This is a genomic window from Pseudomonas sp. LBUM1674 (genome assembly GCF_059695635.1).
In genome coordinates, this window is the sequence record NZ_CP166779.1 from 1546092 (window position 1) to 1561267 (window position 15176).

Genomic DNA, 15176 nt, shown 5'->3' on the forward strand with positions numbered 1-15176 from the left:
TCCATCAGAACGCTGGCCCAGACGAGCCGCCGCGGGACATCCCCTTCCAATACTCATCGAACTCAGCATCAGTCATAGTGGAAATGTCCGACAGACCGACCTTGCCGCCTTCTCCCGGCACTCGAGCAGAGCCAGCCAGGCTGGACAAGCTGGTGGGTGGTTCACGACGCGGCGCACGACTGGCAGCCTTGAAGCCCAGTTGCTGCGCACGTTGGTACAGGTACTCGGCTGGGTTAACACCCTGTGCCTGGCACTGCTCCGCGAGTGTGACCAGCGCAGCGGTCCTTAACATTCCGAGCTGTTGATCGTTGATACCTGGGTGCTGAGCGCGCATGTTCTGCTCAACGACAGCCATGGCGTGATCGGCTGCCTGCCGATAGTCCGGGTTGGCAGCTTCAAACCGTGTCTCCAAGTCGGTGATCACGGGGGCAAGCACAGCGGCTTTCTGCACCAGCTGCTGTTCGAGCTGCTGAACTTGTGGTTGCTGACCGCCGTTCTTCAGGTCCTCAAGTTCCTGCTTGAACTGTCGTTTCACGGCTTCCACGTGGCCCTCAGGGTCTTCCGAGAACGGGGGGATTTCCGCTTCCTGCTGTGCCTGCAACTGTGCCCGCTGCGCTTCCTGCTGTGCCGCCTGAAACTGCTGCATTTGTTGCTGATACGCTGCGAGTTGCAGCTCGAGCGCCTGGCGCTTGGTGCGCTCTTCATGCAGGGCGGCCAGCGGCACCTTCTTGCCGCGTTGCTGGGTTTGCTCTTGTTCGACTTCGCGCTGCTCAGCCGCTTCGCGGGTATCGTCCACATCGTTGCTGACAGGAATGTCCTTTTCGGCCTCGTACTGGTCGAACTCCGCCACGGCGTTGGCCATGCTTTCCGGCAACTCATCACCAGTATCGACGGCGTCTGGCACACCGACAGAGTCGGTCAAATACGCCGCGGCTGATTGGCTAAGGTCTTCGTTAAGATCGCTCATGACTTCACTCCAGAACGGGATAGATTACGTTCACGTTTGGCACTGCCTTGTACTGGCACTGCCTTCGTCGGTTTGGCTGGGGTCGATGCCAGGCCGTAGCGGGATTGAAGGTCGGTTGCACCGGCGTTCGCCTTGGCAGTTGCAGCGTTCTGTCCGACGACGGCAGCCAGTTCACGGGTAAGACGTTTCACAGTGGCGGCATGCTCGATGCCGGCTTTGTATTCGGCCAGTTCCTCGACGGTCAAAGGTCGGCGGTTGATGTCCGAGCCAGACCAGCCATAGACGCGGCCCGCTCGGACCTTGACCCGCTCAGCCAACTGAAGGCGACGGCACCCGGTCAGCATTTCATACTCAGCCTGTGCGGCATTGCTGCACCACGTCTCTTTAGGCGGATCGTCCAAGGTGGTGCCGAGGTCAATCAGCGGACCGCTGAACGTGACGCGGTAGCCGTCTCCGTCGGTGCTGATGGTTGCGCGGGTGGTGTCGATGCACAGGGTTCGGCAGTCTTCGCGGATGTATAACAAGTCGGGATTAAGCATTTTCTTTGACCTCGTTGAGTTTACGGCGGAGGGTTTCCAGCTCGGCGCCGCGGATCGATGCCTTGCTGGGGCGAGTCAATTCACGCAACCGCTTCTCGGCCCTGGCCAACGCGGCTTGTGCGGCTGGCAGCTCAACGTCGAGCATCTTCTCGATGGCGAGCAGTTTTCCCAACGCTGCCTGCGCTACCGTCACGGCATGTGCGGCATCGACTGCTTCCCGGTTATCGGTATTCATTTTTCTTACCCCCGTCTGTGCGCTTCCAGGCGCTGGTTTGCTTGCGGTAAAGGTCGATCAACCCGCGCTTGTTAGCCGACAGGTACGGCACGAATGCCACCCTGGCCGAGGCCCGCGCTTCCTTCATGATCTTGTCCAGATGGTCGGCGCGTTCGTCATCATTGAGGCCCTCCCAGTACCGACTGCGCATCAGATTCCCGGCAGCTGCGTGCATGCGAGCACCGGCTAGCTCGTTCAACTCGCGTAGTTGTTCGTCGGTCAGATCGAAGCGCTTGCCCGGTACACCACGCTTCCTTGGCGGCACACTGAAGTGGTTTTGCATTCCCCCTGGCACCCAACCGATACGAGCTGCCTCGATCCTTACGGGGTCATCGCTCACCTCGACGTGGGTCATTGGAGCCAACGCGTTGAACACGCTGTCGCCTTGCCGGTTGTTGGCCAGCGGCTGGCCCCATGCGTCCTGGCGCACCGGCACAGATTCCCGAAGCCCTGGAGTGCGAACCTTGATGGCCTCTAGCAGCGATTCAGGTTTGCGTGCGAATTCGTCTTGTCGTGCGGCGATACCACTGGCGAGTGCGTTGGGTTGCAGCAGCGAAGCACCAGTGCGTTGCAGGTAGTTCGGCATGTAACGTTCCGGGTCCGCCAGTGCCTGCGACAGCCCTTCGACACCGGACATCCAGGTTTTCGAAACGATGTTGTCCGCGAACGTGGATACCAACTTGAGCGCCCGCTGCTCGGCGTCTTTGTTCTTCCAGTCCGTCTGGACCAGATCAGCGACCGATCCAGCCCACATCGCGAAAGGGTCCAGACGATTGATCCCATACCAAGTATTTCCGATCTTCACCGAGTACGGCTGATTTCCCGCCACGAGCCATGCGGCGCGGGTCGGCTCGTCGTCCGGGCCATTGCCGGTCAGATACCCTGCCTGGGCCAGGAGGCCAGCGCCGATCATGATTTGAGTGCCGGTCATCATCTTGCTAATGGCAGCTTCCTGGGTCGCCCCGCCCGCCCGGATATCACGCCACACGCCCCGCGTGGTCAGGCCAAGGGGCGAGCCTTTCCAAGCGCGCTCCAATACGTTCAAAGGCGTGCGGACGAACGGAATGACGATGTTGAGCCATGGCACAGCAGCCTTGGCTGCAAGCAATTTGGAAGCGAACGGGCCAGCCTTTTTGTTGAAGGTTGATTCTCTGGCAAAGTCGCCGGACTGCTCGATCATGGTTGGTGTCGGGCTGCTGACCAACTGCTCGATCCGCTGACTCAGCTTGACTCCCTGCGGCAGGGCACCGGCCTTCTTCTCTGCGGAGGCAGCGCGGTGCGCTAGGGCGCGCAGACTGGCCTCATACTGGCTTACAGCAAAATAGGCATCTTCAGCACCGAGGAAGCGGAACGGCAATAGCGCGGTGTTATCGAACGCCAACTTGGCCGTACCTTTCAGACCTGGCATGGTGCGTCGTGGCAGGGTGGACGCTTCCAACTTGCCGCTTCCCAATAGTGGTGATTCCCCTTCCATGAATGCCTTTTGAGTTGCGGCTACTGCCTTGGCCTGGCCACGAATGGCACCACTCAAAAGGGCCACCGGCTCTGACCATGTAGTCTCACCTTTCAAGCCGAACATCCGCTTGGCGCCCGCCAGCACAGCAGCGTTGGTGCGATCCATGATGTTGACGCCGACCATCCCCGTGTTCCCGGTCATGTTGGCCAGATGCGTAGAAGGGTCGGACAACCAACCAGCCTTGATATAGTCGGTTATGTGGTTGCCTTTCTGAATAACCCTCGCCGCGTTCTGGAGTCCGCCCGACTGGATCGCTGCACCAATGGCTGTAGCCAAATCATCCGCGCCAGACACACCACCCACGCTTTCGAGGATCGCTTGGGCCTGCCTGATGTCAGCCACTTGCCGGCGCTGCGCAGCCAAGGCGCGAGCTGCCTCAGCGCGAGCCCCGAGTAATTCGCCTGTCGTGCGGCGCATGTTTGTCAGGTCGTCAACGAACTGAGCCCTGTCGATGTCAGAAGCCTGACCGCTGGCGATGCGCTGTTGCATTTCGAGGACGTTGGTCATCTGGGTTTGCACAGCGGACGTGACGGCGCGGAACTCTTCGGCATTGAACGTCTGCCCAAGCTTTCGACCGTGGGCCAGCGCCTGGGCACCGTCGAGGCCGATCAGATTAGCCAAGCGCTTTTGCTCAGCCTCTGACACGACACCGCGACGACGGACCTCGATATCAGCTTCGACCGGCTGGAGAAGGTCAAGCGTCCGGGTCCGCTGCTCGCCTTGAAGGCCGAGGTTGTCGAGCAAGGGGGAAAGGTCTTTCGAGCCTGCAAACGGCGTTGCCGCTGGTACGGCTGGCGCCTGCTGCGGTTGCGTAGCGGCCATGACCTGCGCGTGCAAGCCCTGTAGTGCCGCCTGGGGCGCGCTCGCCGCTGGGCCTGGTGTTGGCATGGCTTGCGGAATGAAAGCTGGCTGACCCTGGGCTTGCTGCACAGGTTGGGCCATGAGTGCAGGCGCCGGCTGTGGTGCGGACACTCCTGGGCGATTCAGCAGGTTTGCTCCTCCGCCAAGGGCCGCGCCGAGCACACCGCCCATGGTCGCGTTTTTGGCGACGCCATCGAAAGGATTCTTACCCTGCGCCAGGTTCCCAAGAATAGTCTCAGACGTTCCCTGTCCGGCTTCTTCCAGGCTCTCAAGGGTCGTACCACCCAACGCTCGAGTGACCAAACCACGGGCTACCTGATTGCCGTTCTGGCCGGCGAGCATCGCGTCCACGTCGCCGATACCGAGGGCTCTGCCGATTTTTGCGGCTGCCGCGCCTAACAGTCCTGTTGCTGCGCCACTGGCGACAGCGAGGCCGGATTGCTTGGCGGTCAGCAGTTGGTCAGGGTTGCTCATGCGCGCCTGTTCGGCGGCGGCGCCACTTTGAACAATCCCTTCCCCAGCCCCCGCGCCAAGGATGCCGGCCATACCGGGTGTAGCGCCAAGCCCTTTAACGCCGAGCGCAATACCACGGCCCGCCGCGCCCCCTAGCAATAGGCTTGGCACCGACTCGGTGATCAAGTGCGGGATGTTGCCGGGGCTGTCGCGCAGCGCCCGCAATGTACCGCCGACACCCTGAGCCTGCTCGAGCGCCTGCCGGGATTCTTGCCGTGCTGGTGTGTCCCGGCTGTCCATGAACTGCTTTACGGCAGTCGTGTCGTAGCCGATCGCCTTGGGAATCGCGCCCTGGGATAGCAACCCGGCCAGCCCCATCACGGAATCGCCAGCACCGATGCCACCCCGCGCAAGGCTGCGGCCAAAGTCGCCGAGCATAGAGTTATCGATGGCGTGTTCGATCTGGCCAATGACGCCTTGCGGTTGTCCCGGTACAGGAGGTGTGGCTTTCGGTTGTGCAGCCACCAGTGCACCGGCTATGCCACCGGCAGGCGCGGTTTGTGGCTGCGCGTAGTCCGCCCAAGGTGGGGCATCATCCGCTGTGGCCTGCGGCGGATCGGCCGCAAAGTCATCCCACGGCATACCGGCCATTAGACTTTGCTCCAGCTCTTAGGATCGGCGGGGTTGCCACCGAGGAACTTGAAACCCTTGCGCACAGTGCCAACGGCTGGTGCGCCGGGGTATTGCGGCTGGCTAGCCTTCGGCGGCGAGGCGTATTTGGGCGTTGCACTGGCGAGGACACCGTCCGCTACGGCCTGGCCGTCGGGAATCGTGACGCTGGCGAGGACGCCGTCCGCGGTGCTGTTTGATGGCGGACGTGCCATCGGATTAGCCCCGTTGCTGTGTTGTAGGAGCTCGGCACCCTGCATCGGCTGCTTGGTGTAGCTCGACAACGGCGCATTGCCTGGGAGTTGCCCAAGACCAGCACCGACGTCTGGGGTCAGTTGGTCGACAGTCTCTTCCACCGCGCCGGACTTGCCAGGGGCGAAGGCTGGATAGGCCCGGCCGTAAGGTTTGTAACTGCCCGACGCAGCGTCGTACAGATGCTTCTGGAGCATATTATTTTCAAGCGGTTCGATGATCAGCTGGCGCGGGGTCGGTGCTTTCGGACCTCGATCACCACCACCACCACCACCAACGTGTGCCTGGCGCATGTCGAACTGGCTTTGATTCTGTGCCAGTTGAGCAGCACGGTGGGCTTGCAGGTTATCGCCACTGGCAGCCTTCAACACGTCATCCAAAGGCATACCCAACCCGGCAAGCGTTTTAGCTAATGGGCCGAGCTGGCTTTGCAGGTTCGGGTCTTGCAGTGCCTGGGCCTGGCGTTGTTGCTGCTCAGTCTTGGCTTGCGCCTGGGCTTGCCGATGGGCCATGGCCTGCTGTCCCTGGGCAGCAATCTGTTCGCGGTATTGCTGAAGCTGCTGCGAATGTTGCTGTTGCTGCATCAGTTGTGCAGCCTGGCTGCCGGCCTGACCGAGTGCCTGAGCACCGGAGCCTTGACGCCCTTGGGACATCATCTGCAAGCCCAGCAACATGCGGGGATCGCTCATCAATTTGTTTACCGATTCCGCCGAGAAGGCGTCAGCGAAGGCCATGACAATTCTCCACCCGGCACAGTGGCCGGCGATTACTGCAAGGTGTGTTGACCCTTGGCTTTTTCAGCCGCGGCGTCATCAACAAGTTTCTGGTGATCGAGCCCCAGCACACTGGCGAAGGTGCCATCGCACACGGTGTTGTAATGCGGACTGACTGGCTGCTCGAACGGCGTACTGCATAGGCCATACGACATAGGGGCATCCTGATTGCCGGCAGCGCCGTGGATCAGGCGGGCCATCGGCGTACGTGGCGGCAGGAAAAGAATCTTGGCGGTCATGGCTGCATCTCCTGCGGAGTGGTGGTGCTGGGTTGGCGTTTGGCAGCGCGGCGGGCGCGTAACTCGACGCGTTCCCGGGCCATCAGGGCTTCGACCTTGGCACGCAGTTCAGGCGTCAGGGCACCGTGGTCGCGGGCGACAACCTCGAGGACGCCATCGACTTCAATGAGGCTGTGGGCATCAAGGAAGCGGGCCATGGGTGATTTCCTCTTGCGGGTGCACATGGACATGGCGACCCGGAGCCTTACCTCGGCTTCGGTCAGGAAATTGGTTTCGCGCAAGATGAATGCGGCGATGTCTTCGAGGCTGTAGGCCTTGGCAGGTCGGCCACCTTGTGGGCTGGCGGACGGCACATCGAAGGCCCCCGGTAGTTCGTCGCGGTGCAAGGTGAAGTAGGAGGGGTCGAGCCCTGCGAGGCTGGCCAGTTGCTGCGTGGTGATGATGGTTTGCATGTTCCCCGACCTCCCCAGTCAGGTTTTCTGTTGCGTTCAGATTACTCCTATTATTCCAAATTGGTATAACAAACAGACGAACGGCATGATTACCTATGGACAATTAAACGCTTACGTGATATGGGAGAGCAATAAATCAGACGGCTTCGTTACCACGGATAAGCGCTAAGCACAGTGCTTAAATAGACAGCTTCGTTAAGATTAACGGGCGGCTTAATTAAGGGCGGAACCTTTAGCATGATGTTCTTAGGCTTGCGGCGGCTAAAATTTGCGGGGAAATTTTTGGGAAAATAGGCAGAGTCTGGAATCTTAAAAAATAGTGCTGGGATCTCAGCCCTAGTTATACGTATGTGACGTGATCGAAAGGACTGGTACGGCACCCCCACGGGTCGACTTTCAGCCACCTGGCCCTTTCCTGGCAGCCTCCAGCCAGCAGCCGTGCCTTCTGCCTCCTCCCTTCTGTCTCCGTCTCCGCTCGACATCGAACGATCAACGATCAACGATCTGAATGTGTGCGGGTGGGATGCAATGATCTGGGCGGCATGGCCTGTTTTCCTGGGCTTATTCCCTTTTGTCGGAGCATTGTCATTCAGTTGTACAAATGTGCAAGACAATGACATAGTACTGACTCCAGTCACCAGACAAGGGCTCAGACCATGGACGTTGTCGCTTACACCAGGGTATCGAGGGCAGCGCAGGAGAAGTCAGGCTTGGGCCTTGAGGCGCAGCTCGACTACATTCGCAAGGCGGCGGAGCAGAAAGGGTGGACGATCATTGCCACCTATCACGACACGGTCAGTGGATCGGTCGCGCCGTCAGAACGCCCTGAGTGCGCCAAGGCGCTGGAGCATGGGCTTCCCCTTGTGGTCGCCAAGCTCGACAGGGTATCGCGTGACGTAGAGCACATAGCGGGACTCATGAAGCGAGCGCAGCTGAAGGTGGCTACGATGCTGGAGGCTGATGCCTTCCAGCTGCATATCTACGCGGCACTCGCGCAACAAGAGCGGACATTCATCAGGCAGCGGATCAAAGACGCACTGGACGCGCTACAGCGGCGCGCAGACGATGGCGACGTGGTAAGTCAGGAGAAGATCGCTCGGCGCACTGCGGCGATGGTGAAGGGGCGCAAGATGCCTACCACGGCACCGATGCGAGAAGCCAAGACGCAGAAGATGGATCAGCACAGGGGGGCAATCAGGGTTCATGTCGAAGCGTGCCTGTACAACGGCGCCAGTACGCTGCAAGGGGTTGCAGACTGCCTGAACAGCAAAGGACAGAAAACTAGCCGGGGCGGGCTATGGAATCCGACAACGGTACGCCGGCTGATGATCGCTTTAGGGTTGTCGTTTGCGTAGGGCAATGATGGCACCGTGTGTCTTTAGCCTCAAACCATGTAACAAACCCTAGTAACAACGGCGGAGGCTCTAGGACGGGCCTTACAGCACGCTGTTACATGCGTTACTACCTTTTGCCTATTGTGCCCAGCGGGGGCGCTTTTGCGCTACAGCACAGAGGCCATATTCCTGGGCATATAGTCATACTATTTACACCCTACCTCTCTCCCTCTCTAAATCATTAAAAAAGATAGTAACATAGTAACAAGCCTGTGCTGAGCCCCGGACTAGAGCGGTGCCGAGTGTTACTAGGTCTGCTAAAAACCACGTAACTGTTACTGTAACAGCGCCCTCCAAAACACTAAATCCTGTGCCGATTCGCGCTAAAAGCTCAGTTTTTACCGCCAGAATCTGAAAACGGAGTTGCAGTTACCCCCGGCCCCTACGTGTAACAAGGTGTTTCGCAGTGCCATCACTCCACGCCCCGAAGATCCGCGACCGAAGCCCTCAGTTCGTCCAGCTTGTTCGCGTACCTTTGTGCTGCGGCGTGCCGCTGCTTCAGCAGCAATCCTCGAGCGTAGGTCGCCCCCATTGCCCCCGGCATACGGTGCCCGAGGCACAGTTCGAGGACAATCGGGTCGATCTCCAGCACTTCATGGCCGATCGTTCGGAAGCTGGAGCGGAAGCCGTGGGCAGTGATCTCTCCGCGCTTGTACCCTAGAGCCTCAATAATTCGAACCAGTATCGTGTCGCCGGAGATTGGGCGTCCGAAGCGGTTGGCTGAAGGGAAGACCCAGCCGGTGGGACTTGCTTCTGTTCTCCGGGGCACACCCAGTTTCGTGTTCTTTGCCTTCAGTTCATCCAGGCGCGCGCGCAGGAGGGCGACGGCTTGCGTGGGCAGCGCGACGATGTGCGGTAGTTCCTTCTTCGGCACGGTGAAACGCCATTCAGCGCTGTCGAGGTATACGTCTTTCCACTCCATCGCCGCCAGTTCGGAGGGTCGCACCGGTAACAGGGTCAGCAGGCGCAGCGCCGAGGTCACGCTGTCGGTGGAGTCTTCGAGGGCGTCGAGCCGTCGCAGAAATTCCGTCAATCCGGCTTCGTCGATCAGGGCCGCGTGATGCTTGGTCTTGTGCTTTTTCAGCAGCCCGCTGCGCCCTTTGGCTTCATTGCTGGGCACCAACCCCCGTTGCTCGGCATAGTCCAGCACCATCTTCATCAGGTCCAGCGAATGCCTGGCCATGGTGGGGGAGGTGGCCAGCCGATCCAGCACTGCGATGATGTGGCTGAGTTTGATGTCGGCGACCGGCACATCACCCACCAACAGAAAAACATGATTCTTTAAGGCGCCACGATGGCCGGCCAGCGTCTTGGGTGCCAGGTTCGACCGGAACTCGAGCCAGCGTTCGGCGACCTTCCTGAACGTATTGGCCTCCTTCTGTTTCTGTGCTTCGGCTTCGGCCTGCTGTGCATCAGCTTTAGCCCGCAGTTCGTTCTTCTTGGCTTGCAGTGGGTGGACGCCATTGTCGACTTGCTCAAGTGCCCACTTTGCTGCTCTACGGGCTTCGGCACAGGTAACTTCCGGGTACTTGCCGATAGAATAAATGTTCGCCTTGCCGCCAATCTTGTACTTGAATCTCCATAGTTTTGCCGTGGCGGTAACTTGCAAGTACAGCCCCCTTACCGATCCAGGGTAGCGGTCGGGGTCTTTCACTGAGCCCGCAGAATACCGGCCGGGTTTATTCAGTCCCTTCACTATCAGATCATGGTAGGCCTTTTCTTTGGTCGACTCGTCGGGGTTCTTCATCATGAGGGGTATCCGGTGTGCTGAAGAGGGGTATCCAGCGACCAAAAATACCCTAGGCGAAGCTGGTGGGCAATGATTAAACGGGTATATATTGAGTGTCGTAAACTGAGGTATTCCAAGTGGTTACGGGCATTTGGTGTCGTAAGTCCTTGATACTGCTTAGGTCTCAGGAGTTCATAATCAAATCCCATACGAGCGCGAATAAAGCGCGCACCTTAGCTCAGATAGTTGAGGTGACGCATGAGCTGACGGACCTGCTGCAGCAATATAGGAAGATTCCTACGTGTGAAAAAGATTAGGACTACGTATCAACTGGATTTTTTGTGGAGAAGGTGACAGTGGTGGGTGTTTAGACGAGGTGTTTGAACTTCTGTTTCGGAAGTTTCAAATTGTGTCCTGGTCGGGTTTTTAGTGTCTGAATTACAACTTTGTTTACAGTGAGGCCAAGGTCAGCAAGTTTAGAAATTCGGATTGTTTCAACGGCTTGACCAGATAACCCAGTAATGGCAGCCGATGTTCGTTGGCCAATTGTTTTAAACCGTCCAGTTCAGCGGGTGTCAGGCTGCTTAGCAGTATGGCTTGCCTGATCATCCCCCGGTGACTGGCGTACTCGATCAACTCGAGGCCGGGAAGGTCGGGCAGGCATTGATCGCATAAAAGAATATCGAAGGGTTGCGCAGCCCTGAACATATGTTGCATCGCGCCTTCGGCACTGTCGGCGGGGGTCAATTGACTGAAGCCGTAACTCTCGAGCAGGTACTGGGTCGCCCTGAGCTGAAAAGGGTGATCTTCTACCAGCAGGATGCGCAGATCGTCTTCGAACATAGGATTACTCACGCTTCATCTGTCGAGTACAGTGGAGTGTGATTATTGAGCGAGAATCCCGAACAGACGATCAGTACACTTACCACGAGCTGTAGGGGGATTCAGCGAGCGTTGAATGTACTTGGATTTTCAAGCGTTGATCAGCCATTTCGGGTGTCGAAATGGCCGATCAACCGGTTCTTGTCAATGATTGGAGCGACCGGTCATTTCCAATGCCATGTCACTGGCATAGCTGTCGGTCATGCCCGCGATGAAATCGATCATGCGAAGAAACGAAGTGTGCAGGGGACCGCAGGGATCGGGCGCATTGTTACCCAACAAATCGAGGATGCGCCGGCTCTTGAAGGAGGGCGTGCGACCGTCATGCTGTTCCAGTGCCGCACCGCAGAAGGCATTGAGCAGGATTTCCAGCGTGGTGTAGGCGCCGATTTCGTGCAGGGTCTTGCGCTTGTCCTGGAAGATTTTTTTGCGCGCCATGTCCTTCGCATTCAACACGCATCGCTTGGCGGGGCCATGCATGTGCTCCACCAGATCGCCGGGCAGCAGGCCCGCCAGCAACGCGTCCTGTTGCTCGACAAAGGCGCGGGCCGCGGCATTGGTCAGATGTTCAATGGCTTTGCCGCGCAGGATCGCCAGTTTGCGCCGACGCGAGTCCTGCGGACCGAGCTGGCGATAGGTTTCCGGCAAATCGTCACCCACCAGGTCCAGCAGCAGCGATTCGACTTCGGCATACTCCAGCAACTCCATCTCCAGGCCATCTTCCAGGTCGATGAGCGCGTAGCAGATGTCATCGGCGGCCTCCATCAGGTACACCAGCGGGTGACGCGCCCAGCGCTGTTCCTCGAGTTGCGGCAGGCCGAGCTTATGGGCGATCTGCTCCAGCAGCGGCAATTCACTCTGATAGCAGCCGAACTTGTGCTTTTTGTAGCCCAGTGAGTCGGCGTGTTTTGCCGTCCATGGATACTTCAGATAGGTACCCAGGGTGGCGTAGGTCAGCCGGGTGCCGCCGTCGAACTGGTGATATTCCAGCTGCGTGAGTACCCGGAAGCCTTGGGCATTGCCTTCGAAATTGAGGAAGTCATCGCGTTCGACTTCGCTCATGGCATCCAGCCAGCCACGGCCGGCGGCTTGCTGGAACCAGTGCCTGATGGCGTCTTCACCGGAGTGGCCGAAGGGCGGGTTACCGATGTCGTGGGCCAGGCAGGCCGATTGCACGACCATTCCCAGGTCACTGGGTTCGCACCAGTCGGGTAGGGCACGACGGATGGTTTCACCGACGCGCATGCCCAGCGAACGGCCGACGCAACTGACCTCCAGCGAATGGGTCAGGCGCGTGTGGATGTGATCGTTACTGGTCACTGGATGAACCTGCGTCTTGCGCCCGAGGCGGCGAAACGCTCCCGAAAAAATGATGCGGTCGTGGTCTTTGTGAAAAGGGCTGCGGCCGAGTTCTTCCGGGCTGTGCAGAGGCTTTCCGAGGCGTTCGCGGGTAAGCAAAGTTTGCCAATCCAAGGCTGGTTCTCTCCGTCAGGTGACTGAATCCTTAAGCTTCCGGGTTCGCGCCATGGCCTGCAAGGGGAAAACACGCGCGCACCTGAACCCCTCGATAAAGAGGTTCATTCCGGTGACGTGGCAAGAATGCAGCCAGAAAGTGGCCTAGTGGTTGCGCGAGGAGCCTTGCATGACCAGCTTGATCAGCGGACCCAGCGTGGTCCCCAGCCGAACCAGTCGGGACAGGCTGCTGGTGCCGCCACTCCTGGCGCCCTTGCCGGTCAGAAACCCCAGCAAGGTCACGGCCGCCATGCCCCAGAGCGGGGCGTGTTTGATGCCGAAGCCATCCTGCAGGTTTTGCGTCATCCCGCGCACACGTTGCAGGGGTTGCAGCAGTTGCGCGGATTCGTGGCGGATTTCCTGGCGATGCATTTCCATGCGCAGGCGGATCAATGCCTTGCGCATTTCCGTGCGCGAGTTGTTATGAGGCAATGCAGGCAGGCTCATGGCAGCAAGCGCTCCCGATCATTGGCCAATTCTTCCAGCGTGCCGTGAAAGGGCGAGGACTCATCGAAAATCGCCGCTCTCAACCGCATCCCGCAGAATATGGCCGCGAGTGTATAGAACACGCAGAGCCCGATGATGGCCGGCAGGCGATAGGTGTCCCAAAACAGGATCAATACCAGCGTCGACAAGCCCACCAGCAACAGCAAGGCAAACACCAGCGACAGGCCGGCGAACAACAACAGGCTGACGGTGCGGGCCTTCTGTTCCTGCAATTCGATGCCGAACAGTTCGACATGGCTGTGCAGCAGTCCAAGAAAAGCGGCACCCAGGCGCCGCGGTGAGGAGCTTGGGCCCGTCGCGGACGAGCCGGATTCGCCGATCGCCATAATCAGCGCCGAGTGGCCAGCAGGCCAATCAGGAAGCCCACACCGGCCGCTATCCCGACCGATTGCCATGGGTTGGCCTGAACATAGTCTTCAGTCGCGGTAACGGCAGCCTTGCCGCGTTCGCGCAGGGAATCTTCGGTCAGTTTCAAGGTTTCCCGGGCACGCAGCAGGCTGTCATGGATCTGCGAGCGCAATTCATCGGCCTGATCCCCGGCCAGCGTCGCCGTGTGTTCCAGCAACCGCTCGGTGTCGCTGACCAGTGTTTGAAAGTCATTCATCAGAATTTCTTGAGCAGTCTTTGCCTTGATGCTGGCCATTGGTGGATCTCCGTAAGTGGCGTCTGTTGCGTTCGAGTATGAGCCTTGCGTGAAGGTTCAGTACAAATGACTGGTACAACTTTTGCTATGTCGTGGTGCGTCCGCCTGCGCCGTTGCGCGGTTGCCGGGCATGATTCGAGCGAAACCTTATCTCAAATAAAGAAACCTCGCGCAAAGGCTCCAACCTTGTGCGCCAAAGTGGCTCATCGGATCCCTGTACCGATCCGGGAAGGTGCAATTTGGTGCATGAATCGTCTGTGCGAACTGCTTTGGTGCTTTTTTAGCCTTCAGGTCTGCCAATCCCATGGAAAATCTGCAAAGCGCTGTGGACAGTCTGATCCATAGCTCCAACACGTTGTTCATTCTCGGCGGCGCGGTCATGGTGCTGGCCATGCACGCCAGTTTTGCCTTTCTGGAAGTCGGCACGGTCCGGCAGAAGAATCAGGTCAACGCCCTGTCGAAAATCCTCAGCGACTTCGCGATTTCGACCTTGGCCTATTTCTTTATAGGCTATTGGATTTCCTATGGGGTCAGCTTTATGCAACCGGCGGCGGTGATCAATGCCGATCATGGCTACGGGTTGGTGAAGTTTTTCTTTCTGCTGACGTTTGCCGCGGCGATCCCGGCGATCATTTCCGGCGGGATCGCCGAGCGAGCCCGGTTTGTCCCGCAGTTGTGCGCGACGGCCTTGATCGTGGCGTTCATTTATCCGTTTTTCGAAGGCATGATCTGGAACGGCAACTTTGGCTTGCAAGCCTGGTTGCTGGAACGCTTCGGCGCCAGCTTCCATGATTTCGCCGGCTCCGTGGTGGTCCACGCCATGGGGGGCTGGCTGGCGCTGGCGGCAGTGTTGTTGCTCGGGCCACGCAATGGTCGTTATCGCGACGGAAAACTGGTCGCGTTCGCCCCCTCGAGCATTCCTTTCCTGGCATTGGGTTCGTGGATCCTGATCGTCGGCTGGTTCGGTTTCAACGTGATGAGTGCGCAAACCCTGCAAGGTCTCAGCGGACTGGTGGCGGTGAATTCGCTGATGGCCATGGTCGGTGGCACCGTGGCCGCGCTGATCGTCGGGCGCAATGACCCGGGCTTTCTGCATAACGGTCCGCTGGCCGGGTTGGTGGCGATCTGCGCCGGCTCCGATCTGATGCACCCGGTGGGTGCGCTGGTGACCGGTGCTGTTGCCGGTGCGCTGTTTGTCGGGTGCTTTACCGCCGCCCAGGGCAAATGGCACATCGACGATGTCCTGGGTGTGTGGCCGTTGCATGGCCTGTGCGGCGTCTGGGGCGGAATCGCCTGCGGCATTTTCGGCCAGGGCGCATTGGGTGGTCTGGGCGGGGTAAGCCTGATCAGCCAATTGATCGGTACTGCGCTGGGCGTGGTGGTGGCGCTGGTCGGTGGCTTTGCCGTGTATGGCGTGATCAAGGCGTTCCATGGTCTGCGCCTGAGTCAGGAAGAAGAGTATTACGGCGCGGACCTGTCGGTGCACAAGATCGGCGCTGTCAGCCAGGACTGAA

The 15176-nt window shown here is 59.1% G+C and carries 15 protein-coding genes; 2 read left to right on the forward strand and 13 right to left on the reverse strand.

Features of this window, described 5'->3' with window-relative positions; all coding sequences use genetic code 11:
- Nucleotides 1-4 precede the first annotated feature (4 nt).
- From ACA067_RS07210 to ACA067_RS07240, 7 genes are read right to left on the reverse strand one after another with little or no spacing between them, the layout of a single operon-like run.
- Nucleotides 5-967 carry a hypothetical protein gene (locus ACA067_RS07210; protein ID WP_497461175.1) on the reverse strand — a complete coding sequence of 321 codons (963 nt, stop codon included), beginning with the start codon at nucleotides 965-967 and terminating at the stop codon, nucleotides 5-7.
- On the reverse strand, nucleotides 964-1506 hold the full coding sequence (locus ACA067_RS07215) for a hypothetical protein (protein WP_497461176.1): 543 nt from the start codon (nucleotides 1504-1506) through the stop codon (nucleotides 964-966). The genes ACA067_RS07210 and ACA067_RS07215 overlap by 4 nt, the downstream gene beginning before the upstream one ends.
- Nucleotides 1499-1741 carry a hypothetical protein gene (locus tag ACA067_RS07220; RefSeq protein WP_497461177.1) on the reverse strand — a complete coding sequence of 81 codons (243 nt, stop codon included), beginning with the start codon at nucleotides 1739-1741 and terminating at the stop codon, nucleotides 1499-1501. Before ACA067_RS07220 ends, ACA067_RS07215 begins: the two co-directional genes overlap by 8 nt.
- Complete coding sequence (locus ACA067_RS07225) at nucleotides 1728-5261, reverse strand: hypothetical protein (RefSeq protein WP_497461178.1); 3534 nt, start codon at nucleotides 5259-5261, stop codon at nucleotides 1728-1730. Before ACA067_RS07225 ends, ACA067_RS07220 begins: the two co-directional genes overlap by 14 nt.
- On the reverse strand, nucleotides 5261-6265 hold the full coding sequence (locus tag ACA067_RS07230; protein ID WP_497461179.1) for a hypothetical protein: 1005 nt from the start codon (nucleotides 6263-6265) through the stop codon (nucleotides 5261-5263). Before ACA067_RS07230 ends, ACA067_RS07225 begins: the two co-directional genes overlap by 1 nt.
- 32 nt (nucleotides 6266-6297) lie before the next feature.
- On the reverse strand, nucleotides 6298-6543 hold the full coding sequence (locus tag ACA067_RS07235) for a hypothetical protein (RefSeq protein ID WP_497461180.1): 246 nt from the start codon (nucleotides 6541-6543) through the stop codon (nucleotides 6298-6300).
- Nucleotides 6540-6995: a hypothetical protein gene (locus ACA067_RS07240; RefSeq protein ID WP_497461181.1), complete on the reverse strand. Its 456-nt coding sequence runs from the start codon at nucleotides 6993-6995 to the stop codon at nucleotides 6540-6542. Before ACA067_RS07240 ends, ACA067_RS07235 begins: the two co-directional genes overlap by 4 nt.
- A 656-nt stretch (nucleotides 6996-7651) precedes the next feature.
- Between ACA067_RS07240 and ACA067_RS07245 the strand changes: the two genes are divergently transcribed.
- Nucleotides 7652-8350: a recombinase family protein gene (locus ACA067_RS07245; RefSeq protein WP_497461182.1), complete on the forward strand. Its 699-nt coding sequence runs from the start codon at nucleotides 7652-7654 to the stop codon at nucleotides 8348-8350.
- Between the two features lie 451 nt (nucleotides 8351-8801).
- Here the strand turns inward: ACA067_RS07245 and ACA067_RS07250 are convergent, their stop codons facing one another.
- From ACA067_RS07250 to ACA067_RS07275, 6 genes are all read right to left on the reverse strand, one after another.
- Complete coding sequence (locus tag ACA067_RS07250) at nucleotides 8802-10139, reverse strand: tyrosine-type recombinase/integrase (protein ID WP_497461183.1); 1338 nt, start codon at nucleotides 10137-10139, stop codon at nucleotides 8802-8804.
- Between the two features lie 429 nt (nucleotides 10140-10568).
- Entirely contained in the window at nucleotides 10569-10961 is a 393-nt protein-coding gene (locus ACA067_RS07255) for a response regulator (RefSeq protein ID WP_497461184.1), read from the reverse strand.
- 183 nt (nucleotides 10962-11144) lie between these two features.
- Entirely contained in the window at nucleotides 11145-12473 is a 1329-nt protein-coding gene (locus tag ACA067_RS07260; RefSeq protein ID WP_497461185.1) for a deoxyguanosinetriphosphate triphosphohydrolase, read from the reverse strand.
- Nucleotides 12474-12617: 144 nt separating this feature from the next.
- Complete coding sequence (locus ACA067_RS07265) at nucleotides 12618-12959, reverse strand: hypothetical protein (protein ID WP_497461186.1); 342 nt, start codon at nucleotides 12957-12959, stop codon at nucleotides 12618-12620.
- Nucleotides 12956-13345, reverse strand: a complete 390-nt coding sequence (locus ACA067_RS07270) for a phage holin family protein (protein WP_497461187.1) — start codon at nucleotides 13343-13345, stop codon at nucleotides 12956-12958. Before ACA067_RS07270 ends, ACA067_RS07265 begins: the two co-directional genes overlap by 4 nt.
- Nucleotides 13346-13347: 2 nt before the next feature.
- Nucleotides 13348-13662, reverse strand: a complete 315-nt coding sequence (locus tag ACA067_RS07275; protein ID WP_128871571.1) for an ElaB/YgaM/YqjD family protein — start codon at nucleotides 13660-13662, stop codon at nucleotides 13348-13350.
- A gap of 304 nt (nucleotides 13663-13966) precedes the next feature.
- On the opposite strand from ACA067_RS07275, the gene ACA067_RS07280 reads away from it, so the two are divergent.
- Nucleotides 13967-15175, forward strand: a complete 1209-nt coding sequence (locus tag ACA067_RS07280) for an ammonium transporter (RefSeq protein ID WP_497461188.1) — start codon at nucleotides 13967-13969, stop codon at nucleotides 15173-15175.
- Nucleotide 15176: the final 1 nt, after the last annotated feature.

What these genes read in the sequence shown, in the direction of transcription:
- ACA067_RS07210 (WP_497461175.1), bottom strand. Translation starts at nt 967, where the DNA reads ATGAGCGATCTTAACGAAGACCTTAGCCAATCAGCCGCGGCGTATTTG.
- ACA067_RS07215 (WP_497461176.1), bottom strand. Translation starts at nt 1,506, where the DNA reads ATGCTTAATCCCGACTTGTTATACATCCGCGAAGACTGCCGAACCCTG.
- ACA067_RS07220 (WP_497461177.1), bottom strand. Translation starts at nt 1,741, where the DNA reads ATGAATACCGATAACCGGGAAGCAGTCGATGCCGCACATGCCGTGACG.
- ACA067_RS07225 (WP_497461178.1), bottom strand. Translation starts at nt 5,261, where the DNA reads ATGGCCGGTATGCCGTGGGATGACTTTGCGGCCGATCCGCCGCAGGCC.
- ACA067_RS07230 (WP_497461179.1), bottom strand. Translation starts at nt 6,265, where the DNA reads ATGGCCTTCGCTGACGCCTTCTCGGCGGAATCGGTAAACAAATTGATG.
- ACA067_RS07235 (WP_497461180.1), bottom strand. Translation starts at nt 6,543, where the DNA reads ATGACCGCCAAGATTCTTTTCCTGCCGCCACGTACGCCGATGGCCCGC.
- ACA067_RS07240 (WP_497461181.1), bottom strand. Translation starts at nt 6,995, where the DNA reads ATGCAAACCATCATCACCACGCAGCAACTGGCCAGCCTCGCAGGGCTC.
- ACA067_RS07245 (WP_497461182.1), top strand. Translation starts at nt 7,652, where the DNA reads ATGGACGTTGTCGCTTACACCAGGGTATCGAGGGCAGCGCAGGAGAAG.
- ACA067_RS07250 (WP_497461183.1), bottom strand. Translation starts at nt 10,139, where the DNA reads ATGATGAAGAACCCCGACGAGTCGACCAAAGAAAAGGCCTACCATGAT.
- ACA067_RS07255 (WP_497461184.1), bottom strand. Translation starts at nt 10,961, where the DNA reads ATGTTCGAAGACGATCTGCGCATCCTGCTGGTAGAAGATCACCCTTTT.
- ACA067_RS07265 (WP_497461186.1), bottom strand. Translation starts at nt 12,959, where the DNA reads ATGAGCCTGCCTGCATTGCCTCATAACAACTCGCGCACGGAAATGCGC.
- ACA067_RS07270 (WP_497461187.1), bottom strand. Translation starts at nt 13,345, where the DNA reads ATGGCGATCGGCGAATCCGGCTCGTCCGCGACGGGCCCAAGCTCCTCA.
- ACA067_RS07275 (WP_128871571.1), bottom strand. Translation starts at nt 13,662, where the DNA reads ATGGCCAGCATCAAGGCAAAGACTGCTCAAGAAATTCTGATGAATGAC.
- ACA067_RS07280 (WP_497461188.1), top strand. Translation starts at nt 13,967, where the DNA reads ATGGAAAATCTGCAAAGCGCTGTGGACAGTCTGATCCATAGCTCCAAC.